Source organism: Micromonospora aurantiaca ATCC 27029 (genome assembly GCF_000145235.1).
GTDB lineage: Bacteria > Actinomycetota > Actinomycetes > Mycobacteriales > Micromonosporaceae > Micromonospora > Micromonospora aurantiaca.
The window spans coordinates 3,103,021-3,123,973 of the sequence record NC_014391.1 but is presented as its reverse complement, the minus strand read 5'-3'; the positions used below and the strand labels follow the sequence as shown (position 1 = coordinate 3,123,973).

Annotated in this window: 23 protein-coding genes; 9 read left to right on the top strand and 14 right to left on the bottom strand. The window is 68.7% G+C overall.

Going from position 1 to position 20,953, the window contains the following annotated elements:
* Positions 1–36: 36 nt before the first annotated feature.
* Complete coding sequence (locus tag MICAU_RS13605) at positions 37–738, top strand: hypothetical protein (protein ID WP_232236614.1); 702 nt, start codon at positions 37–39, stop codon at positions 736–738.
* A 60-nt stretch (positions 739–798) separates the two neighbouring features.
* Here MICAU_RS13605 and MICAU_RS13600 read toward each other — a convergent pair whose 3' ends face one another.
* Positions 799–1,551 carry a GNAT family N-acetyltransferase gene (locus MICAU_RS13600; RefSeq protein ID WP_013285892.1) on the bottom strand — a complete coding sequence of 251 codons (753 nt, stop codon included), beginning with the start codon at positions 1,549–1,551 and terminating at the stop codon, positions 799–801.
* On the opposite strand from MICAU_RS13600, the gene MICAU_RS33445 reads away from it, so the two are divergent.
* Together MICAU_RS33445 and MICAU_RS13595 are read left to right on the top strand one after the other, a co-directional pair.
* Positions 1,538–1,975 (top strand): mycothiol transferase, encoded by a 438-nt coding sequence (locus MICAU_RS33445; RefSeq protein ID WP_218917883.1) that lies wholly within the window; start codon positions 1,538–1,540, stop codon positions 1,973–1,975. The genes MICAU_RS13600 and MICAU_RS33445 overlap by 14 nt on opposite strands.
* Before the next feature lie 85 nt (positions 1,976–2,060).
* Positions 2,061–3,053, top strand: a complete 993-nt coding sequence (locus MICAU_RS13595; protein WP_013285891.1) for a hypothetical protein — start codon at positions 2,061–2,063, stop codon at positions 3,051–3,053.
* Positions 3,054–3,166: 113 nt separating this feature from the next.
* Here the strand turns inward: MICAU_RS13595 and MICAU_RS13590 are convergent, their stop codons facing one another.
* Positions 3,167–3,748, bottom strand: coding sequence for a dihydrofolate reductase family protein (locus tag MICAU_RS13590; protein WP_013285890.1), 582 nt, complete (start codon positions 3,746–3,748; stop codon positions 3,167–3,169).
* A 137-nt stretch (positions 3,749–3,885) separates the two neighbouring features.
* On the opposite strand from MICAU_RS13590, the gene MICAU_RS13585 reads away from it, so the two are divergent.
* A complete protein-coding gene (locus MICAU_RS13585) occupies positions 3,886–4,248 on the top strand; it encodes a nuclear transport factor 2 family protein (RefSeq protein ID WP_013285889.1) in 363 nt (120 codons plus the stop codon).
* A 143-nt stretch (positions 4,249–4,391) separates the two neighbouring features.
* Positions 4,392–5,045 (top strand): Type 1 glutamine amidotransferase-like domain-containing protein, encoded by a 654-nt coding sequence (locus MICAU_RS13580; protein ID WP_013285888.1) that lies wholly within the window; start codon positions 4,392–4,394, stop codon positions 5,043–5,045.
* Positions 5,046–5,051: 6 nt separating this feature from the next.
* Here the strand turns inward: MICAU_RS13580 and MICAU_RS13575 are convergent, their stop codons facing one another.
* Both MICAU_RS13575 and MICAU_RS13570 read right to left on the bottom strand, forming a co-directional pair.
* The gene (locus MICAU_RS13575; protein ID WP_013285887.1) at positions 5,052–5,984 is read right to left on the bottom strand and encodes an AEC family transporter; all 933 of its coding nucleotides are present in this window, start codon (positions 5,982–5,984) and stop codon (positions 5,052–5,054) included.
* Between the two features lie 160 nt (positions 5,985–6,144).
* Positions 6,145–6,489, bottom strand: a complete 345-nt coding sequence (locus MICAU_RS13570; protein ID WP_201766714.1) for a helix-turn-helix domain-containing protein — start codon at positions 6,487–6,489, stop codon at positions 6,145–6,147.
* A gap of 164 nt (positions 6,490–6,653) precedes the next feature.
* Here MICAU_RS13570 and MICAU_RS13565 point away from each other — a divergent pair, with 164 nt between their 5' ends.
* Positions 6,654–7,238, top strand: a complete 585-nt coding sequence (locus MICAU_RS13565) for a GIY-YIG nuclease family protein (protein WP_041799011.1) — start codon at positions 6,654–6,656, stop codon at positions 7,236–7,238.
* A 29-nt stretch (positions 7,239–7,267) separates the two neighbouring features.
* Here the strand turns inward: MICAU_RS13565 and MICAU_RS32700 are convergent, their stop codons facing one another.
* From MICAU_RS32700 to MICAU_RS33675, 3 genes are read right to left on the bottom strand one after another with little or no spacing between them, the layout of a single operon-like run.
* The gene (locus MICAU_RS32700; protein ID WP_166456489.1) at positions 7,268–7,441 is read right to left on the bottom strand and encodes a hypothetical protein; all 174 of its coding nucleotides are present in this window, start codon (positions 7,439–7,441) and stop codon (positions 7,268–7,270) included.
* The gene (locus MICAU_RS13555; protein WP_013285884.1) at positions 7,438–7,656 is read right to left on the bottom strand and encodes a hypothetical protein; all 219 of its coding nucleotides are present in this window, start codon (positions 7,654–7,656) and stop codon (positions 7,438–7,440) included. The genes MICAU_RS32700 and MICAU_RS13555 overlap by 4 nt, the downstream gene beginning before the upstream one ends.
* A complete protein-coding gene (locus tag MICAU_RS33675) occupies positions 7,653–7,829 on the bottom strand; it encodes a hypothetical protein (protein WP_013285883.1) in 177 nt (58 codons plus the stop codon). Before MICAU_RS33675 ends, MICAU_RS13555 begins: the two co-directional genes overlap by 4 nt.
* Before the next feature lie 401 nt (positions 7,830–8,230).
* On the opposite strand from MICAU_RS33675, the gene MICAU_RS13550 reads away from it, so the two are divergent.
* The 3 genes from MICAU_RS13550 to MICAU_RS31945 all read left to right on the top strand — a co-directional run bounded on the left by MICAU_RS13550 (position 8,231) and on the right by MICAU_RS31945 (position 11,513).
* Positions 8,231–9,358 carry a helix-turn-helix domain-containing protein gene (locus tag MICAU_RS13550; protein ID WP_041799009.1) on the top strand — a complete coding sequence of 376 codons (1,128 nt, stop codon included), beginning with the start codon at positions 8,231–8,233 and terminating at the stop codon, positions 9,356–9,358.
* On the top strand, positions 9,355–9,930 hold the full coding sequence (locus tag MICAU_RS13545; protein WP_013285881.1) for an HD domain-containing protein: 576 nt from the start codon (positions 9,355–9,357) through the stop codon (positions 9,928–9,930). The genes MICAU_RS13550 and MICAU_RS13545 overlap by 4 nt, the downstream gene beginning before the upstream one ends.
* Positions 9,931–10,076: 146 nt before the next feature.
* Positions 10,077–11,513, top strand: a complete 1,437-nt coding sequence (locus tag MICAU_RS31945; protein ID WP_013285880.1) for a tetratricopeptide repeat protein — start codon at positions 10,077–10,079, stop codon at positions 11,511–11,513.
* A 7-nt stretch (positions 11,514–11,520) separates the two neighbouring features.
* Here MICAU_RS31945 and MICAU_RS31940 read toward each other — a convergent pair whose 3' ends face one another.
* The 7 genes from MICAU_RS31940 to MICAU_RS13515 all read right to left on the bottom strand — a co-directional run bounded on the left by MICAU_RS31940 (position 11,521) and on the right by MICAU_RS13515 (position 20,924).
* A complete protein-coding gene (locus tag MICAU_RS31940) occupies positions 11,521–12,129 on the bottom strand; it encodes a metallophosphoesterase (RefSeq protein WP_083791330.1) in 609 nt (202 codons plus the stop codon).
* Positions 12,126–12,908: a nucleotidyltransferase domain-containing protein gene (locus MICAU_RS13540; protein WP_218917882.1), complete on the bottom strand. Its 783-nt coding sequence runs from the start codon at positions 12,906–12,908 to the stop codon at positions 12,126–12,128. The genes MICAU_RS31940 and MICAU_RS13540 overlap by 4 nt, the downstream gene beginning before the upstream one ends.
* 72 nt (positions 12,909–12,980) lie before the next feature.
* Positions 12,981–14,117: a hypothetical protein gene (locus MICAU_RS31935; RefSeq protein ID WP_083791329.1), complete on the bottom strand. Its 1,137-nt coding sequence runs from the start codon at positions 14,115–14,117 to the stop codon at positions 12,981–12,983.
* 350 nt (positions 14,118–14,467) lie between these two features.
* A complete protein-coding gene (locus tag MICAU_RS13530; protein ID WP_013285877.1) occupies positions 14,468–16,288 on the bottom strand; it encodes an acyl-CoA dehydrogenase in 1,821 nt (606 codons plus the stop codon).
* 16 nt (positions 16,289–16,304) lie between these two features.
* The gene (locus MICAU_RS13525) at positions 16,305–17,765 is read right to left on the bottom strand and encodes an ATP-binding protein (protein ID WP_013285876.1); all 1,461 of its coding nucleotides are present in this window, start codon (positions 17,763–17,765) and stop codon (positions 16,305–16,307) included.
* A gap of 132 nt (positions 17,766–17,897) precedes the next feature.
* Entirely contained in the window at positions 17,898–19,091 is a 1,194-nt protein-coding gene (locus MICAU_RS13520; protein ID WP_013285875.1) for an alanine--tRNA ligase-related protein, read from the bottom strand.
* A 435-nt stretch (positions 19,092–19,526) separates the two neighbouring features.
* Positions 19,527–20,924, bottom strand: a complete 1,398-nt coding sequence (locus tag MICAU_RS13515; RefSeq protein WP_013285874.1) for a glycosyltransferase family 4 protein — start codon at positions 20,922–20,924, stop codon at positions 19,527–19,529.
* Positions 20,925–20,953 lie beyond the last annotated feature (29 nt).

Genomic DNA, 20,953 nt, shown 5'->3' with positions numbered 1-20,953 from the left:
TGCTTCCCGGAAGGGCGCGGATGGCAAGCTGCCATGATGCTGGTGGAGCCGAGCGGTGACTACTCCTGGCTTTTCGACCTGGTCGCGAGCGACCGGGGCACGCGTCACCAGGCGCTGGCCCGTCACCAGGCAGCCCTCGCCGCGGCGAGCGACGCGCTGGACGAGTGGAACGGCCTGTGGTCGGCGCACTACCGGTCGAGGTCCAGTCAGGCTCGGCTCCAGGCGGCGATGGACGAGGCGCACGCCCGCCTTTGCCGGCATCAGGGGCAGACGATCGATGCTCCTCTCGGCGCCTTCCGGGACTCCCCTGACGACGACCTCGACAGACGCGCCCGGTGGGCGCCGTACGCCGTCCTGTACCTGCAGTGGGAGACGGACCATCCCGACGAGTGGGGAGCGCGGGAGTCGTCGATGTGGTCCCGCTGGGGGACGAAGGAGGTGCTCCTGCACCGATTCCGTCGGGCCGGCGTCCCGGAGGGCGTCGAGCCACAGCTCGCCGCGTTGACCCTCGCGGCGCTGAGGCGCCCGTACCGGTGCAAGGACTGGATGTACGCGGGCCTGGTCCGTCATTTCTCCGACCCGCTGTTCTTCCACGAGGTGGAGACGCTGACGTACGCCGACGATCCCCTGGTTCGGCTGCGGGCGCAGTTCGTCCTCCATGTGGCCGAGCATCCGGAGCGGAATGTCACCCGGGTGAGCTGGCGACGTTGGCTCGACGCGAACCAGCTGACCGCCTGATCCCCCCTCACGCCGGCGCGCGAGGGGGGGGTGACTCACCCGGCCCGGGTTCCTCCGTCCTCAGTTCATGGCGATGTAGAGCCGCTGACCGGCGGGCCGGTAGCCCACGCGCTCGTAGACCCGCCACGACTCCGCACCGCCGGCCTCCAGCCAGGCGACCTCCGTACCGGCGCTGAACAGCCGCCGGGTCACCTCGGCGGTGATCGCAGACGCCAGTCCCCGGCGGCGGTACGGCGCGCGAACGGCGATGCCTGCCACCTCGCTGACCGCGCCGACCGGTGCGGCCGCACCGCCGCCGCCCGCGCAGCCACCGCCCTCGGTGACTGCCGTGACGACCACGCCCCCGGCGTCCTGCTGGCGCCGCAGGCGAGCCACGTCGGCATCGGAGGCGACCGGATCGCCGCCGAAGGCCTCGTTCTGCACGCTGACCAGCGCGGCGCGCCGGGAGTCGGTACCCGGTTCGCACAGGCTCAACTGGTCCGGCACGGGTGGCGACGCCAGCGTGCCCGGCACGCAGACCAGGTAGGTGTGCCGGGCTTCCACGGTGAAGCCGGCGGCGGTCAGCAGCGCCTCCAGATCGGGGGCACAACTGGTGACGTACTCCAGACGGGGTCTGCGGTCCGCGGCGCGGAACGCCGCGACCAGGGCGGTGACGTCGGCTGCGGTCACGGCGGCGCCGGGACGCGGCGTCGCGTAGTTGACGTACGGGCTGGTCGTCGTCGGGTCCAGCCCGATCACGAAGGGCCCCACCTCGACGGGCGCGGGCCGGCGGGACAGGTTGACGACGACGGACTGCTGGATGCGGGCATCCATGCTCAACGGGAGACCTCGATGCATGAGAGAAGCTGCGACGGGCGGAGGAAACGTCGGGCCGCCCCTCCGTGTCGCAGGCACGCGACGGTCGTCAGTCGCGTGGTCGACACTCAGGCGGCCGCTCGGCCTACCCGGATCACAGGCGTCATTCCCTCATGCAGAGTGCCCACGCGGTGCGCGTGGCCGACTGCAACCTTGCCCTTCCCGACCTGGACGTGTCAATCGCGTACGGCCGGGCGTCGAGAATCATCTCGCTTGTGGTTCGAGATCGTGGCGAGGTCTTCCGGACGAGACGCTGGCGTCGCGGACCACCGACCTGCGACGGATCGTTCTGCACGTCATCGAGGAGGCCGCTCGGCACGCCGGTCACCTGGACGCCGTACGCGAGCTGATCGACGGGCGCACCGGGCTGGGACCACGCTGAACCGAGCCCGACGAGTGCGGTATGCAGCACGGGCGTCCGCGCAGACGGCCCGACGGGCTCGCCGAAATGGCTCTATGCTGCCGCGATGCAACCCCGCTTGATCAACCAGGTGCGGCTGCCCGGCATGCGGCATGTCACGGAGGCAACCGGCCTCGGCTGGGCGGTCACTGAGCGGGACAGCGTCACCGTCAACCTGCTCGACCACGACCTGCGTCGCGTGACGCGACTGGCAGCGCCTCTCGACGACCCGCCGATGACGGTCAGTGCCACCCGTCGACTCGTCGCGGCGGGCGACTCGCATCAGATCGTCGTGCTCGACCACGACGGCACGGTTCGGTGGCGCAGCAGCTGGGATCGGCTCGGCGGCAGCGCCGGCGCCGGCGCCGGCGCCGGCTTCCACCTCGACGGCGACCACGTCCTCTGGATCCGTCTGGGCGACACCGCGGAACTTGTCGCCGTCCACGGTGTGAGCGGCGCGGAGATCCATCGCACGCCGCTGCCCGGTCCCGAGGCCGCCTGGTTCATGCACTCACCCGAGGGCGTCTGCACCGGCTTGACGCTGCTCGATCCCTACCGGTCACGCGCCATGCTCATCCGGCTCGACGCCGAGCGCATCGTGTCCCGGCCGCTGGCCGGTGGCGGTCTCGCCGGTTTCAGCCCGGCAGGCGGCCGCTACCTGACCCAGACGCTCGACGGGTTCCTGTCCGTCCGCGACGTCGCCTCCGACGCCGTCATCACAGAACGACACCTGGAAGACCTGCCGGACACGCCGCCGAGCCTCCCGAGCTGCCGACACGTGGACCGTGCGGTGTTCCTGAGCGAGGAGCTGATCCTCGCCGCTCTGAACACCGCAGACCTGCCGAACGACGCCGAGGGTCATCTACTGCTGTCGGCGCTCAGCCTCCGGTGCCGCTCCCAGGTGCGCTACCCGCACCACCACGGATCCGGCGCCGTCCACCCCTCGTACCGGCCAGGCCGATGGCTCACCCGTCATCATGAGGACGATCAGCTCCGGCTGTGGCAGCTCGGCGCTCGCCTCGACGACGAGCCGATGCCGGGCCAACTCGCACTGCTCTGACGGCGCCGCCCTGCCGGCCGTACCCGTCCGGCGTCGGACGCGCGTCCGCTGCCGCCGGCGACCAGAGCGCGTGGTGGGTGGATGCCGGTGTCAGCAGCCGCGGATCAGAGCGGTCAACGGCGCACCCGATAGCGCAGGTGAAGCACCCGGTTGCCCTGAATCACCACGTCGGGATCCTCCAGCAGGTACTGCGCGTCGACCGACCCGAAGTAGCGTTTACCGGACCCGAGCACCACGGGTACGACATCCATGCGTACCTCGTCGACCAGGCCCGCGGCGAGCACCTGGCCTCCGACGTCGCCGGCGGCGACCTCGACGATGCGGTCACCGGCGAGTTCCTGCGCCTTGGCCACGGCTGCCTCGACGCCGTCGACGAAGTGGAACGGCGCCTCGGCGTCCCAGCCCTCGGGCGCCGGCCGGTGCGTCACGACGACCACGTGGTCGATCCCGCTCGGCGGCTTCCCGTCCCAGCCGTCGGTCAGGTCGAAGACGTGCCGGCCGACGACCGTCACCCCGATCTGGTCCCAGTACGGCCGGATGTAGTCGTGGGACGTCTGCGACACCCTCAACGCACCGCTGGCGTCCAGCGGGACGTCACCGCTGGTCAACCAGTCGAACAGCGGTCCGGGCTGGTCGTTCTCGTCCGCGACGAAGCCGTCCACCGACACCGAGCTGTACATGACGACAGTGCCCACGGGGCTCTCCTCTGCCTTGGGTGCCCCCAAGTTAGCGGGCCGGGAGTCTACGAACACGATTCCAGCCGGACGCTCGCGCGTTCTGCTGACCGCGAAGTGGGCTTCATGAGGTCTCGTCCACCGGCCATGCTGGCTGGATGGATCCGCCGGGACACCTTACTCCCCAGGCCCTGCTGACGAACCTCTACGCGGCCTTCAACAGGCGTGACATCCCCACTCTGCTGGCCGCCATGGCGCCCGACGTCTCGTGGCCCAACGGCTGGGAAGGAGGCGTCGTTCGCGGCCGGGACCAGGTGGGTGCCTACTGGCGCCGGCAGTGGGACCAGATCGAGCCCGTCGTCACGCCGACCGCGTTCCGCACGGAGGCCGACGGCCGCATCGCCGTCACCGTTCATCAGGTGGTCCACGACAGGGCCGGAGCGAAGCTCGCCGACCACACCGTCACGCACGTCTACCGCCTGGGCGACGGCTTGGTGACAGAGATGGAGATCCGCGAGTGACGTCACGTCCTCATCGACGTCCGCTGGTCATGCATCCGAATCGGCGATGAGTTTCGTTTCGGCGTCCGGTCTGTATTCCCGTGCACCCGATCTCCCGACTCTCGGGGGAAGAGCGTCATGACCGCTACGTACAGGAGGCAAGCGTGAAACTTCTCCTCACATCCGCAGGCGTCCAGAACCCGAGCATCCGCGACGCGCTGGTCGACCTGCTGGGCAAGCCGATCGCCGAATCCAGTGCCCTCTGCATCCCCACGGCGGCGTACCCGATGGGCGGACCGGCCTCGGCCTGGCGCTTCATCACCGGTCAGACACCGCTCCCGATGAGCGGCCTGGGCTGGAAGTCGCTGGGCGTCCTCGAACTGACAGCGCTGCCCAGCATCGGCCAGGAGCACTGGATCCCCTGGGTCCGGGAGGCCGACGTCCTGCTCGCGCACGGCGGCGACGCGACGTACCTGTGCCACTGGATGCGGCAGTCCGGGCTGGCGGACCTCCTGCCGTCGCTGCGGGACACCGTCTGGGTGGGGCTGAGCGCCGGCAGCATGGTGCTCACCCCCCGGATCGGTACGGAATTCGTCGAGTGGCAGTCCGCACCCGACGACCGCACACTCGGGCTCGTCGACTTCTCGATCTTCCCGCACCTGGGCCTCGAACCGGACAACACCATGGCCGCTGCCGAGAAGTGGGTGGCCGAGATCGCCGGTCCGGCGTACGCGATCGACGACCAGACGGCCATCAAGGTGACCGACGGCACCGTCGAGGTCGTCTCCGAGGGGCACTGGAGGCGGTTCCCCTCGTAGCGGTGGCTACCCGAGCAGCGTCGCCGCCACGGCCAGTGTGGCCAGCGACAGCGTCGTGGTCACCACCACCGCCCGGTTGGCCACCGCCTCGCCGACGCCGTACTCCTGGGCGAAGATGAACGTGTTCTGCGCCGTCGGCAGGCCCGCGCACACCACCACGGCGAGCAGCTGCGGCGCGGACAGGTGCAGGGCCAGCCCGGCCGCGTACGCGACGACCGGCTGCGCAACCAGCTTCAGCGCGCTGACCGCGGCCAGCTCGGCCGCCCCGGCCGGCTCGGCCGGTTCTGCCCGCGACGGCGCCGTGCGGTGCAGCGACGCGCCGAGCGCGACCAGGGCGGCCGGAACCGCGGCACCGGCCAACAGCGTCAGCGGCGCAGCGGCCGCCGACGGCAGGCGCAGGCCGGTAGCCGAGCACGCGACACCGAGCAGCGACGCCAGGATCACCGGGTTGCGTACGGGCAGGGAGGCGATCCGGCGCACCCTGATCCGCCCGGCCGGGTCGCTGCGCCGGTCCAGGGCGACCAGGATCACGGGCGCCACCACCAGCACTTGCAGCAGCACCACCACCGCCAGGAACGACACGTCGCCGAGAACCTGCGTCGCGATCGGGATGCCGAGGTTCGCCGAGTTCACGTACCCGGCGGCCATGCCCCAGATCGGCCGTTCACCGGGCCCGCGACCGAACAGGCGGCTCGCGCCGGCCCACCCGAACCCGATCACCGCGACGGTGCTCACCGCGAAGGCGAGCAGCGAGCGGCCGGCGAACCCGGACAGCGGCATCCGGGACAGGGCCAGGAACAGGGCGGCCGGCATCGCAAGATGGAACACGAACCGGCCGAGCACCGACGCCGCCGCCTCGCCCAGCAGGCCCCAACGGCAGGCCGCGTAGCCGACCGCGGTGAGGATCCAGATCGGTACGAACGCCGATACCAAGCTCATACGGGCGTCACCGGCGAGCGTCGCGCCAGGTCAGGGACCGGCGGACGTCCGGAGCGTACGAGCCGAGAAACGCCGGCCAAGATCAGGTGCGCTGATCTGCCGCGGAGCGCGCGGGCGCCTCGGTCACCTCTGCTCCCCCTGTCGAGCAGGTCGCGAGATATCACTCAACCTGGTCCTCCGCACGCGTGATCAGCTCCCGCACCTGCTCCGATGAGAGCCGGCTGGCAACAGCTACCAGCCTGCCGATCTCCTGGCTCGCCGCGTAGGCGCCTTCCCTCGCGGAGACATCCACGACGGGCAATCCGGCGATCACCAAGAGGTCCGCCACCGGCATCTGCAAGGCAGGAGCGATGTCGTGGAGGACGTCGGCTCCTGGCGGGACGGCACCACTGAGAAGCTGCCGGATCGTCGATTCAGCTCGGCCAGAGGCACGGCTGATCGCTCGTGGTGTGAGACGACGGTTCGCCGCGAGGCCACGCAGGATCGACGCGGCGTCATGGTTCACCCGGTCAGACTACCGACATGGACACTGCGGTTCGTCGACGCTGCGTGTCCTGGCTCGCCCCGTGCCGCCGGCGCGCCGCCTGCCCCCTGTCGGCATCCCGGAGCCTTGCGGCGGGGAGCGTCCGGTCGCCCTGCCACCTGATCGCGGCCCGCCCAGCGCCTAGGATGGTCCCGGTGACCATCCCCGAACGGCGATCCGCCGACGTCCCGACCGACGAAGAACGGGTCGACGAGGCCCTACGGCTGCTCTCCGGCGTGCCGGTCGCCCTCGACGTCGCCGTCAAGCGGCTCAGCCGTGGCAGCGGTGTGTACGCCTGGTGGGCTGCTCCCTCGGTCCTCCCGGACCTCCCCGGACCGCCGAACGACAGCGACCCGTCGCGGCGGATGCTCTATCTCGGCCGGGCGACCAGCCTGCGGGGCCGGATCCTGCGCAACCATCTGCGGCGTTCGGGCAGCTCGACCCTGCGCCGTACGCTGGCCGGCCTCCTCGTATCCGAGGGCTACCGGACCACCTGGACCGACCGGGTGGTCCTGGTCCCCGAGGACGAGACGCGGCTGACCGCGTGGATGCACGAGCACCTGCGCCTGACCTGGGCGGAGGACTCCGAGCCGACGATCATCGAGGCCGAACTCGTCAGGCGTCTGCACCCGCCGCTCAACGTCCACGGCGTCGACCCCGAGCACATCCAGGCCGCAGTGGTCGCCGCCAAGAACTCGTACAACACCAGCAGCAGCCCGGCCCAGCCCTAACGAAGCCGTCGCCCGGCGCGCTGCTGGAATCACCCGATCCGCCGGATGCGTACCCTCGGGCGTTCGTTGCGCAGGTGACCCAGCTTGTGCTGGCGGACCTGCTCCTCCCACACCTCCTGGTCGTACTCCGGATCCGGCGCCGTCCACCGGTGCGACCCGTCGCTGTAGTGGAACTTCTCGTCCCCCGCCCGCAACACGCTCACCGCAGCCACCCCAGGAACCGCCTGTGCAACGTCCCGGCCGGCGCCCAGCTCAGATCCGCCGTCGCCCGCACCAACTGCGCCCCCAGGTACACCGCCAGCGACACCGGCGCACCCTCGTACTCCGCGACAAGCTCCCGCCGCCGCGTCGCGCACGGCCACGGCGCGCCGCACCCGCCGCACGTCCAGATCGGCAGCACCGGCCCGTGGGTGCTCACCCGCGCACCCCCAGGAAGCGGGCGACGCTCGCGCGCGCCTGCCGGCTGGTCGCCCACGCGACCTGCCAGCAGGGGTACGGAGTCAGCCGCGCCCACCACAGCCGGCAACCCACGCACATCCCGTCCAGACCCTGTACGTGCACCGCCAGGATCGCCTGTTCCGCAGTGCTCACTGGTCCTCCTGCGACGGCCAGTGACCGCGATTGATCGGTACGCGGTGACGGTTCCGGCACGGCAGCTCCGCACCGCACCGGCACACCCACCGCCACTTCCGCCATGACCACTTCGGGCGGTGCCGCCTCGCGAGCGTCATTGCAGCAGCGATCACGTACTGGTCGTAGGTGACTCGTCTCCACGGTGGTGTCCTTTCCCGCATCGCCGCTTCCTCCGCAGGGCAGCGGAATTCGACCGGCCACGAATCGCGGACCGGATCTGGAACGTTCGGTAACTGCGACGCTACGATCACGACGTCGATCACTGGACTCACCAGCGGTACGAGTGAGCCGATCAGGAACGCCACCTCGCGGTCCGCTTCCGGCGAAACGTCAACCACCGGTCAACGTAGGGATGTCAGTTGGCAGGTCACCGCAGTTCCACGCCGCAACGAGGCGAGGTGACGGGCTACCTCCTGAAGCTCATTCGGGAATCCGTGCCGCTCACCCAAGAGCAACTCGCCGCGCATCTGGACGTGGACCGGGTGACCGTTCAGAGCTGGGAGTCGGGGCGCAGGCCGTTCACCGCCGTCCCATTCGGTCAGGCCGTTGCGATTCGCCAGCGGCTCGGACGCCTCGGAGCGAACACGAAGCTGCTGGCCGCTCTCGACGATGCCGCCGAGGCAGACCTCATCCTTGCGGCGCTCCTCCGGGACGAGGCGGACCGATCCCCCATCGCCGAGCAACCCCTCGGCTGGTCGGTGCTGACGCACCGCCTGACCGACCTGATCCTCTGGAGCGTTCTCGGACAGACGCCGACCTTCATCAGGAGCCTGCCCACACCCCGCCGACGCGGCCCCGTGGCGACCGCCCCGCTCCTGCCCGCCGACGAGAGGCAGGCCTTCTTCGTACGCCTTCGCGTACTCGCTGAACGCTCCGCCTCCGAACGCGAGCCGGATGTCCTGCTGCACCGGCAAGCGTGCTTCCTTGCCGGCATGGATCCCACAGGCGCCTCCGCGTCATGGCTCGCCGAAGGCACCACCCGGACGGCCCGTCAGATCACCCGCTTCCACACCTGGTCACCGCTGTGGCCCGACATGCGGTCGATGGTGACTTCCCTGGCGAACCAGGGAGACCCGGAACCGCTGAGAGACTTCATCACCCACGCCCACCCGGACGATGCCTGTGAGCGGGCTGCGCTCAACTACTCCGCCTACTGGGTCGGTGAGATCCCGTACCGGCATCGCGACGACTCGTTCATGCCCGCCGCGCTAGGAGACTGGCGAGGAGTCGTGCTGTTCCGGCACCTGGTTGACCGCCTCGCCATCGGCCACCCGTTCGTCGACCTCAACGTGCACAACCTCTGGGCTCTGCTCGTAGCCAGGCGCGGCCTCGCTCACGACGACCTCGCGACCGGGCAAACGCTGGCCGACCGATGCGCCATGCTGCTCGAGAGCGACCAGCTATCCAGGCAGTCGCGACAAGAACTAACGTCTATCCTCTACAGCCTCCGCGCTGACGGAGTCACCGGTACAGGGACGGGCAGATGAGCGAGGACCAGGACGCCGCAGGGGCCATGAGCTTCATCTTCGAGGCCGGCGTGCTCAAGCGCGCCGCCCGTACCGGCTGGTGGTTCGCCGGCGTGAAGCACCCCGAGTCGATCGCCGAACACTCGTTCCGCACGGCGCTCATCGGCATTATGCTCGCGGCCATGGAGGGCGCCGACCCGGCCCGAGTCTCGATGTTGTGCGTCCTGCACGACACGCAGGAAACCCGGATCACCGACATTCCCCACATCGCCAAGCGCTACCTCACCGCCGCGCCCAACACAGCCGTCACCGCCGACCAAGTCGCCGACTGCCCGCCCGCCGTCGCCGACGTGATCACCGCTGCCGTCGCCGAGTATGAGGCCGGCGAAACCCTGGAGGCGGTGGTGGCACGGGACGCGGACAAGTTGGAGTGTCTCGTCCAAGCGGTCGAGTACCGGCATCAGGGAGTCGCGGACGTCCAGCGGTGGATCGAGAGCTCGCGGGCTGCACTGCGGACTACGTCCGCTCACCGTCTTGCTGACGCTGCCTTGAGCGGCGTACCGATGGCGTGGCTGAACTCACCGCGTCCGTGACACAGAGGTCGCACCGACGCCCTTTGCGCCGCTTCCGCGTCGTCTGTCTCACGTATCCTCATCCACCGAAGAAAGCGACAGCCCTGGCGCCTCGACAGAAGCTCGGCGGATTGGCTTAGTGGAACTCTGCCACTACTGTCCATTGCATGGTCGATGCACTGCCGTTTCGGATCTTCTTGGCGTCGCCTGGCGACCTTGAGCACGAACGCGAGGTTGTGCGCGCTTGCGTTGATGAGCACAACACTCGGCGAAGCGGCCATAGCAGCGTCACCTACGAAGTGGTCGGGTGGGACCGTGTCAGAGGGACAGCGAGGCGGCCGCAGGAGGCCATCAACGAACTCATCAGCGAGAGCCACTTCATGGTGGCAATGTTCAAGGGGACGTGGGGCAGCGAGCCCGGTAGCCCTTGGGGATACTCCTCCGGCACTGAGGAAGAGCTATTCACGGGTCTACTCGAACTCGGCCGCGCCGAACAGCCAATGCGGGATGTATGGACGGCCTTCTTGAAGCATGACTCACCCGCTGATCCGATCGTGAATCTTCGAAAGCAGATGTCTAGCCACCACTCGGTAATGTACGAGGCGGTAGAGGACGCCCGCGAGCTACGGAATAAGCTAACGGAGCGCCTCTTGACGTGGGAGGTGGTGGTAAATTCTTCTAAGATTCCCCGGCATATCGAGCTGCTTCCCTCGTCTGGGCGTGACGTCCTGCGCGCCGCCAACTTGCGACTCCGAGGGGAGAAGTTGATCGATCTTGGTCAGACCGAAGCCGGGATAATCGCATTGAGAGAAGCCACGAACTTGGGCGGACCAGGCGAGCACCTGGCATACGCTAGATTCCTGGCAAGGGACGGCGACTTCGATGCTGCTTACACATCGACACAGCAGGCAATAGATCAGATTCTAGATGGCGCTTCACACCTGTATTCACCACTTGCGGCGGAAGCGTTCGCAGCTCAAGCTGGTTTACTGCGACGGGTAGGCCGTTATGTCGATGCCATCGGCCGACTTAGGCAAGCGCTAACGCTCCTCGACGAAAACGATGCTTTCGGCCAGAAGATCCGATGCCGCATTCTCGATGAACTTGGGCTCGCATACTCGAAAGTAGACAATCCTCAGCTGGCTCGCCGAAGCTTCGAAGATGCATTGGCGGTCAGGCGACGCACTGGAAACGAGCCGGATATTTGCCAATCGCTAGTCAATCTCGCGAGGCTGGAGGTAAGGGCAGAGAATCTGAAGATGGCAGCCGACCATGCGGACGAGGTGATCAAGACGCTATGCACCATGCCTCCAACTGCACTACATGCCAACGCCGAGGTGCTCGGCGCCCAAGTGCGTCTTCGACAAGGCCGGCCGAACGACGGATTACCGTTTGGCGAGCGGGCGCTGTCGCTGAACCGCCAGCTCGGAAACAGACGTGGTGAGGCAATCGCACTGAAGCTGCTTGCGCAGTGTTACCGCTCGGCCGGACGGCGAGTTGAGGCGGAATCGTACGCACAGGCATGCCTTGAACTAAACACATCTATGCACAACACGCAGGGTGCGCAAGAGGCACAGTGGATTCTTGATCATCTGGATGAATGATCCGTGTTCACCCGATCAAGAGGGTGCCTCTGGCATCGACTTGGACGACGTCGCGGCTAGGCCATAGAAGAGCGCTAAGTCGACCAGATGCATCGCCACAGCCGGTATCGAGTTGCGCGAAGTTGCGCCCTACCCGTGGCAGTTCCCCGACCGGAAGATGCCCGCTGATTCGGAACTTCTTCGCAGACAGGGGAGGCGGCAGGTGCTGGGCGATCAGTTCGTCTGTCTCGTAGGTCTGAGGCATACGTTGTAGCGCTTCCAAGTGCTCGCTTGGAAAGCTTGCTTTGAATTCTCTGAAGACGTCCGCGCCTACTCTCCCCTTCACATACGAACGGATCGTCATAGCTCCTCCCATTTTGAGGAACGCAGTTAAATCCTCCGCATTGAAGGCTTCAAGCAACACAGACTCATGATTGCCTGCAAGAAGGGTCGCCCGACCGGCCCCTGATTGCGCAAGCAGCTCGCGCATTACCGCAGCAGACTGCGGTCCCTTGTTGATATAGTCGCCAAGGAAAACCATGTGCGGGACACCCCGAGACTTCAGCAGATCGCAAAGTCCTCGGAGGGCGTCCACATTCCCATGAACGTCGCCGACGAAGGCAACCTCGACATTCACAGCAGAATCTTCTCCACTTCAGCGTAGTCGGATCCGTTCCCTGTAGCTCCGAGTGCCATGAATGCCATCGAAAGTGTGTCGCTCGGGCGCCCCCATTCATTAACCACAGTGGCCTCGAGAGAGCCATTCTCGCTTAGGGGGAACTCGCCAATGAGCCTATGCAGCCACGACAGACAAGCGGTCAAGTCGGCGGCTGCTGCGTCAGCCTTCTGCCGCGAAGCCAAGAGCTGTACAAGATTCATGTCGTTGTGACGGTACGCTAACTCACGAACGGAGAAGCAGGGCTCGCCGACGTCTATTGATTGTGCGTAGAGGCAACTGCGCAGCAAATAGCGCGCCTGCCTTAGAAGGCCCGGGAGATACTTAGGCAGATCATAGTCCAGGTTAGTGAATAGCGTCGACATCTCGCGCACCCGCAAAAAAAGTCGACCCGCGTCGACCTCACCCATCGAGCTTACAACCTTAGACAACTTACCGTGCTTGTCCCAAGCAATCTTTGCGTCTCGCTTGAGATGTGACCCGAAGAGAGTTCCGATGCCAGACTCCAGTTGTTGGAGGGTATAGAAGCTGACGCTCACTAACCCGGAGTAAGCGGTGGGACGAGCCCTGGCCACCAGTGCGAGAGCATCCAGATCGGAACCGGGTACCGCATCCCCGCGCGCTTGGCTCCCATAGACTAGAAGCCCTTCGACGTCTTTAGGAAGATCAGGGAAGTCGTCTATGATCTCCCTGCTTATACCCAGCTTCAGCAGCGCGACAACCGCGTCCTCCCGCGTCACGCTCGACCGCCCTTCGATCATATCTTCCGAGAAATCTCGGCTCGGCGTAGGAGATTAGGGGCAGACCATCCATCACGCACTTTGCGAATCGATTATGCGATTGGTGAGCTCAATCGTGGCCAGGTACGTCCAGAAGATCCAATCAAGGTAAAAATCGTCGTACTCGCGCCTCTGCTTTGCGTCTTGATGACGCACGTGAAAGTTATTGGCAATATCAAAAAGCGCCCCCCGGTCACTTTTTGCGAGTGCATCGGCTAGGACATTGTGTCGGCGCTCCTCAAGTACAAGAGCCAGGGCAACGATAGCTGATCGTTTTTGATTTCGATCGGCCCCGCGCTGCCTAAACAGTGCTAATGCATGGCGGACCTGATCGGCAGGGCCGCCATCCTCGCGACTTGCAACTGCATGCATTAGCTCAGTTCGAGCATCATCAGTGACGCTGACCAACCTTCCGACGTCGTCACCCTCGTCAGCCAGCCTGAGGTCGAAGGCACTCTGAGCCAAGATTTTGTTGACTCGCCACCGATAGACCATACGTCCCGGCCCTGCCTCGAACGTCGCATGGTGCCAACCGCAGCCCGCGTAATTGTGCAGCCATCGCGTTGTCGGGAGAGAGGCATGATCGTGCAGCAGCTCTACGATGTCAAAGAACAGATCAATATCCTCGATCAGGGCAGCCTGACTAAGAGGCCAGACTTGCTCGACGCCCAATTCCCGCTCAAAAAGAGCGTCCGGCTCGCCGTCGCGAGGATCGTCGACGCAATCCTTGCCGAATTGTTTCTCGAAATAGCCCGCACTGTCAAGCTCATTGATAAGACGAACGAACTCTCGTATAACCGATGCTTCACTTAAAACAACCGTGTGGCATTGGCCCGTTTTACGCTCGCGCCAGTAGGGGCGTCGCCTCGATCCATCCTCATGAAGCTGATCGGCGTCACTTAGGAGGTTGCGCAGGAACTGTTGCCTCGCCGTCAATGACGACGCCCTTGAGGGAGGGCTCCCCCATGTGCGGTCGCTGTCGATGGTATTGCGGAAATCGGCGGCCGGACCTCCGTTATGACCATCGGCGAATGCATGCTCCAGGAGCAATTCGACGCTTTCGTTCCAATTGTCCCTAGCACGCTGATTTAGCAGCTTCGCTGCCTGAGCCTTGAACAGCGTGCGCGGCCAAACGAGCTGGAACTCTGCGTCGGAGAAGCGGAATGTCACCGCTTCATCCTCTCGCATCCGCAAGCGTTGGGCCACAGAGGCACGCACACGACACGACACGCCGAGTCCTACTACCGGCCTGCCGTTCGAGCATCGGCGCTTGCTCTCATGCCGGAATCCGCGGGTCACCGAGAGTCGTGGCCCGTCGGCAAAGCCTGTGAACGACGCTCCATCGAGGGCCGGCACGGGGGCATCGGTCCTGCAAGTCACATCGCAAGAATAAGCGCGACACGCAGCGCTCGGATTTGCCGCCAATCTGTGCTCCGCCCTTACGAACAAAAGTTGTCGAATTCAGGGCGCACAGCTTGCCGGTCGATCATCCGCACCGCCTTCGTTCGCGGCGTCGTCCTTCAGAACCAGCTTTCCCGCATGTCCAGCGTCGTCCGGTCGAGCCCCTCCAGCAGGTCGAACTGCGCCCCCACCTTCGGCAACTCCCACCGGTAGAAGTACCGCGCCGCCTGCCTCTTCCCCGCCAAGAACTCCCCCTCCGCCCCCTCCGGCGACCCCAGGGCCTCCACCGCCAGCACCTGCTCCAGCCACATCCACGCGATCACCACGTGCCCGACCGCCTCCAGGTACACCGACGCGTTCGCCAGCGCCAGCTCCGGATCACCAGGGGCCCACAACCGCCGCGTCACCACGGCGATCCGGTCCACCGCCGCGCCGAGCTGACCGGCCAGCTCGGAGGCGAACCCCTCCGCCTTCCACGCCCGGGTCACGGTGCCGCGGATGGTCTCCAGCAGCAGCTCCAGCGCGGCACCGTCGCGCATGGTGACCTTGCGTCCGAGCAGGTCCAGCGCCTGGATGCCGTGGGTGCCCTCGTGGATGGCGTTGAGCCGGTTGTCCCGCCAGTGCTGCTCGACGTCGTAGTCGCGGGTGTAGCCGTACCCGCCGTGCACCTGGATGGCCAGGTCGTTGGCGGCCAGGCACCACTGCGCCGGCCAGCTCTTGGTGATCGGGGTGAGCAGGTCCAGCAACAGCTGCGCCCGTTCGCGGTCGGCCTCGGCGGGCGCGGTCTTCTGCTCGTCGAGCAGCCGTCCGCAGTAGAGCACCAGCGCGAGCGCGCCCTCCACGTAGCTCTTCTGGGCCAGCAGCATCCGGCGTACGTCGCTGTGGGCCACGATCGGCACCTGCGGCGTGGTCGGGTCCTTGTCGGCGACCGGCCGTCCCTGCGGGCGCTGGCGGGCGTACGCGACGGACTTCAGGTACGCGGTGTAGCCGAGCGCCGTGGCGCCGGCCCCGATGCCGATGCGCGCCTCGTTCATCATGTGGAACATCACCGCGAGCCCTTGGTGCGGCTGCCCCACCAGGTAGCCGACCGCCCCGGCCCGCCCGTACGGCCGGTGCACGCCCTCGCCGAAGTTCAGCAGCGTGTTGGTGGTGCCCCGGTAGCCGAGCTTGTGGTTGAGGCCGACCAGCACCACGTCGTTGCGCGGCCCGAGGTTGCCGTCGTCGTCGAGCAGCACCTTCGGCACGATGAACAGCGACAGGCCCTTCACGCCGGGCGGTGCGCCAGGGATGCGGGCCAGCACCAGGTGGACGATGTTCTCGGCCAGCTCGTGGTCGCCGCCGGAGATCCACATCTTGGTGCCGACGATCCGGTACGTGCCGTCGTCCTGCGGCTCGGCCCGCGTGGTGAGGTCGGCCAGGGAGCTGCCGGCCTGCGGCTCGGACAGGCACATGGTGCCGAAGAAGCGCCCCTCGACCATCGGGCGTACCCAGGTGTCGATCTGCTCGGCGCTGCCGTGGGCCAGCAGCAGGTTGGCGTTGCCGAGGGTGAGCATCGGGTACGCCGACGTGCCCACGTTGGCGGCCTGGAACCAGGCGAAGGCGGCGGCGGCCACGGTGTGCGGCAGTTGCAGGCCGCCGACTGACTCGTCCATGGTGGCGGCGAGCAGCCCGGTCTCGGCGAACGCCTCCAGGGCGGCCTTGACCTGCGGGATGGTCCGCACGCGCTGCCCGTCGAACGTGGGTTCGCCGGTGTCGGCGGCCCGGTTGTGCGGGGCGAACCGTTCGGCGGCGACCCGGGCGGCGAGGTCCAGCACCTCGTCGACGGTCTCGCGGGTGTGCTCGGCGTAGCGGGGCCGCTCGGTCAGCCGGGTCACGTCCAGCCAGTCGTGCAGCAGGAACGCGAGGTCGCGGCGGGACAGCAGCAGATCGGACGAGGACAACGTGGACTCCTTCCGGTCAGCCGCGGCGCAACCCGGCGACGGCCTCCCGCAGGTCATCCTGACCGATCGGAGCCGGTGGCGCACCCTCCGCCGCCTCCCGGAGCGCCTTGGCGAGTTGCACCCGGCGCAGCGCCTCGCGGAGGTCCGCGCCGGTCAGCCCCGCTGTGTCGGCGGCGAGCGCGGCCGGGTCGAGGTCGTCGGCGAACATCCGGAATCCCGGCCGCTCGTGCCGGTCGATCAGCTCGCGGACCATCTTGGTGAGGATCTCCGCGCGCCCGGCCTCGTCCGGCGCGGGAATGGCGATCTTCAGGTCGAAGCGGCCGGAGCGGATCAGCGACGCGTCCACGCGCTGCGGGAAGTTGGTGGTGGCGACCACGATGACGTCGGGGTTCTCCTCGAACAGCGTGTTCATCTCCTGCTTGAAGATGCCCGCGACCGCGTTGACGGCCTGGCTGGCCGCGTCACCGCCGGCACCGGCGTAGCTGATGATCGAGTCGAACTCGTCGAACAGCATCACGGTGGGCCGCCGGTAGCGGCGTGCCTCCCGGAAGATGCGCTTGATGTTGCGTTCCGAGCCGCCGAGGTACTTGTCCAGGATCTCCGGGGTACGGATCTCCACGAAGTCCGCACCGACCTCGTTCGCCAGCGCGCGGGCCAGCATCGTCTTGCCGGTGCCCGGCGGGCCGTACATCAGGATGCCCTGCGGCCTGCGCGCGCCCCAGCGGGCCATCGCCTGCGGGTGCCGGAACGACACCGCCACCTCGCGGAACCGCGCGACCACGTCGGGCAGGCCGCCGACCTGGTCGAGGGTCACCGCCGCGCTGCGCGGCCCGGCCACCGTGACCGGTCGCCGCCCCACGAGGTACGTCCGTCCGCGCAGCACCGCCGGCTCCTCGCTGTCGCCGGACAACTCGCGTACGGCCTGGAGCAGCAGGCCCAGCATCGCCCGCAGGTGCGCCGGATCCACGTCGGCGCTGGGCACTTCGGCGCGGATGCGTACCGTGCCGTTGTCCTGGTCGACGCGGGGGCGCAGCCCTGCCTCCTCGGCGGCGCGCAGCACCTCCCGGCCGGCCGGGTCGCGCGGCGGCGCGACGAGCGTGGCGACCGGGCGAGGCCAGATCCGCCGCCCGGCCTCCGCCGCGATCCGGCCCACCGCGGCGGCCGGGCCGTCGCCGCCGCGCGCGGCCAGCCGCTCGGCGAGCAGCAGGCCGACCGGCCCGGCCAGCCCGAGGGCGATCAGGCCCGCCGGTGCGGCCTCCACCCGCAGGTACGCCTCGAAGCGGTGCACCGGCGGCTCGGCGGCGGTGTCGGCGCGCACGGTACAGCGGACCTCCCGCACCGGGGCGGGGAAGTCGCCGCCGGACAGCAGGTCCACCGGCCCGTCGACGGCGGCGGCGAGCAGCCCGGCCGCGTCGGTGATGCGCACCTCGGCGCCGAGCAGCGGCACCGTCTCCTCGTCCGGCCGTACCTCGGTCATCGGCAGCCCTCTCCTCGCGGCGGCGTCCGCTTCCCTCGCGTGGCGTCCGCCTCCGAGTCTGGCACCGGCCCGGCCGGGCGGCCACCGCTGCGCCGCCGCCGCTGACCTGGCCGCCGCCCGCCCGGCCGTCGCTCAGCTCGCCTCGGCGAGCAGGCCGTCGACCAGGTCGCGGGGCAGCCCGTGGGTGTCGTGCAGCCAGTGGTAGTCGCGTTCGGTCAGCGGCCCGCGCGCCCGTACCCGGTCCACGAGCGGCCGTCCGCGTCGCAGCAGTCCACGGAAGCGGCGTTCCTCGTCCACCAGCGTCGCGTGCAGCGAGCCGACGTCGACCGGCCGCGTGCTCGGATCGGGCACCTGGCGGAAGCGGCGCAGCGTGTCCGCGTACACCTGGGGTGGCATCTCGTCCAGGGTGCGCGCCGGGTCGTCGCGCCACGGCACTGTCAGCGCGCGGCGCAGGAGCCGCCGCAGCACGTACCCGCGGCCGGTGTTGCCGGGGCGTACCCCGTCACCGAGCACGACCACCGCGGACCGCAGGTGGTCGGAGACCACGCGCAGCTCCTCACCGCGCAGGTCCCACCGGTCGCGGACGACGTCCACCCACGGCCGCAGCCCGTCGCCGGTGAACACGGACCGGTCGCCGCGCAGCACCATCTCCAGCCGTTCCAGGCCCATGCCGGTGTCGATGCTGGAGTGCGGCAGCGGCGTGAGCCGGCCGTCGGGGTGCCTGTGGTAGCGCATCTGCACGTGGTTCCACACCTCCACCCAGCGCGCGTCGGTGCTCGGTGTGCCGGTGGGCGGGCCGTCGCCGGTCCACACGAAGATCTCCGAGTCCGGTCCGCAGGGGCCGGTCGGGCCGTTGGACCACCAGTTGTCCTCGCCGAGCGCCTCCACCGGGACGCCGAGCCCGGTCCAGGTGTCCCGCGCGGTGTCGTCCGGGCCGAGCCGGTCGTCGCCGCCGAACACCGTCGCGTGCAGTTTCCCCGCCGGGATGCCGAACCCGTCGGTGAGCAGCTCGAAGCCCCAGCGCAGGCTCGTCGCGATGTCGTAGTCGCCGAGCGACCACGAGCCGAGCATCTGGAACACGGTCAGGTGGGTGCTGTCGCCCACCTCGTCCAGGTCCGTGGTGCGCAGGCACCGCTGCACGTTCGCCAGTCGCCGCCCGCCCGGGTGCGGGCGCCCCAGCAGGTACGGCGTGAGCGGGTGCATGCCGGACGTGGTGAACAGCACCGGGTCGCCGGGCGGCGGAACGAGCGAACTCTCCGGCGCACGCCGATGGTCGTGCCGCTGGTAGTGGTCGAGGAACGTCCGGGTGATCTCGTCGGGTGTCATGGTGGGTGCCTTCCGGGTACGGGTGACCGGACGGCCCGCCGCGCGCGTTTCACGGCGTCGACACGACGACGCCGGCGGACCGTTTCCGGTCGCCGGCGTGGGTGTGGGGCAGGTCAGGCGGCGGCAACCGGCGAGCGGGAAGCTCGCGCGGCCGCGGCGGTAAAGGTACGCCTGCTCTGCATACTCCGACGGTAGCCCGCCCCGCACCGTCCCGCCCAACCCTTTTCCGCGCGCCCGCGTGCCCCGTGCGCCCCGTGCCCCGCGCCGGCGCAAGATCAACGCAACTCCCCCGAGAAGGCGGGGTCACCGGCCCTCGGATGCCGCCACTTCGACGATCTGGAGTTGACCATGGCCCTGGAGACGTGGGTGGAACGCCATGGGTGTCAAAACGGGCCGGAGACACCCATGGCGTTCCACTCGGGCAAGCGGCGGGCGTCAGCGGGCGGGGGTGAGCAGGCAGCGGTAGAGCGCGTCCAGGCGTTCGGCCTGCGCCTCCCACGTCCACTCCTGGAGCGGGGAACCCTCGCCCTCGTACGCGGCGCGGTACCGGGCCGGATCCGCGAGGACCGCCCGTACCGCGCGGGCCAGGTCGGCGGCGTCGCGGGCGCGGAACACCTCGCCCTGCCCGGTGGCGCGGACCGTCTCGGCCATGGTCCGCACGTCGCTGACCACGATCGGCAGCCGCGCGTGCGCGTACTCGAAGAACTTGGTGATCAGCGCGATCTCGTGGTTGGGCCAGTGGTGCAGCGGGATCAGCCCGATGTCGGCGGCGGCGAGGAACGCGACGAGCTGCCGGTGCGGCACGTACGGCAGCACGTGCACCCGGTCGCCCACCCCGTGCCGGGTCGCGCAAGCGACGACCTGGCGGACGTAGGCCGCGTCCGGGTCGGCGACGACAAGGGCCAGGTGTACGCCGGGCAGCAGCGGCAACGCCTCGACCACCGTGTCCACGCCGCGCTGGGCGGCCATCGCCCCGCTGTAGACGAGCAGCGGCGTGTCCGGGGGCAGACCGCACCGCTTCCGCAGGTCGGGAGCGGCCAGGTCGGCGGGCTCGAAGGCGGCCGGCTCGGGGGCGGGCGGCTCGGAGGCGGCAGTGACCGGGGCGTTCAGGATCACTGTGGGGCGCTCGGGCAGGGCGTGGTCGCGTACCAGCAGGTCCGCGAGCGTGTCGGAGACGGTGACCACCGCGTCGGCGGCGCCGACGTACTCGCGGACGTACCCGAGATGCGCGGGCAGCCAGCGGGCGTTGTCGCGGCGGGGCCGGGCGCCGGGCAGCCACTCGTGCGCGTCCCAGACCAGCTTGGTGTCCCGTCCGGCGGCGCGGGCGCGGTCCACGGCGCGGGCGGCCACGCCGAGCATCCGGAAGTCGTGCGCGTGGATCAGGTCGGGCCGCAGCCCGTCGACGACCGGTCCGGCGACCCGTTCGTAGTCCCAGAGCCCCGGCTCCAGCCGCCGCCAGGCCCCGTCGCGCAGCCGGGCTCGCCAGTAGCGGACCTGGGCGTGCTCCACCGGCCGGCGTGCCAGCCGGGCCGCGCGCAACGGCAACCCGCCCCGGGCCACCAGCCGCGTCCGCAGCCCGGACACGCCGCGCGGGCCGGAGACGGCGGCCGGTGGAGTGGCGCGCGCGGCGGCGAGCGGCAGGACGCGGACCTCGGCGTCACCGAGCCGCCAGCGGCGTTCGGCGTCGACGTGGGCGCAGCCGATCAGCGTGACGTCCCAGCCGGCGTCGGCGGCCGAGCGGGCCGCCTTCTGCACCCGCGAGTCACCCTCGACCGCGTTGTCGACGAGCATGACCACGCGCCGGCCGAGCCGCGTCGTGTCGTCGCGCCGCATCGGCGATCCACCCCTTCACCCGTACGCCC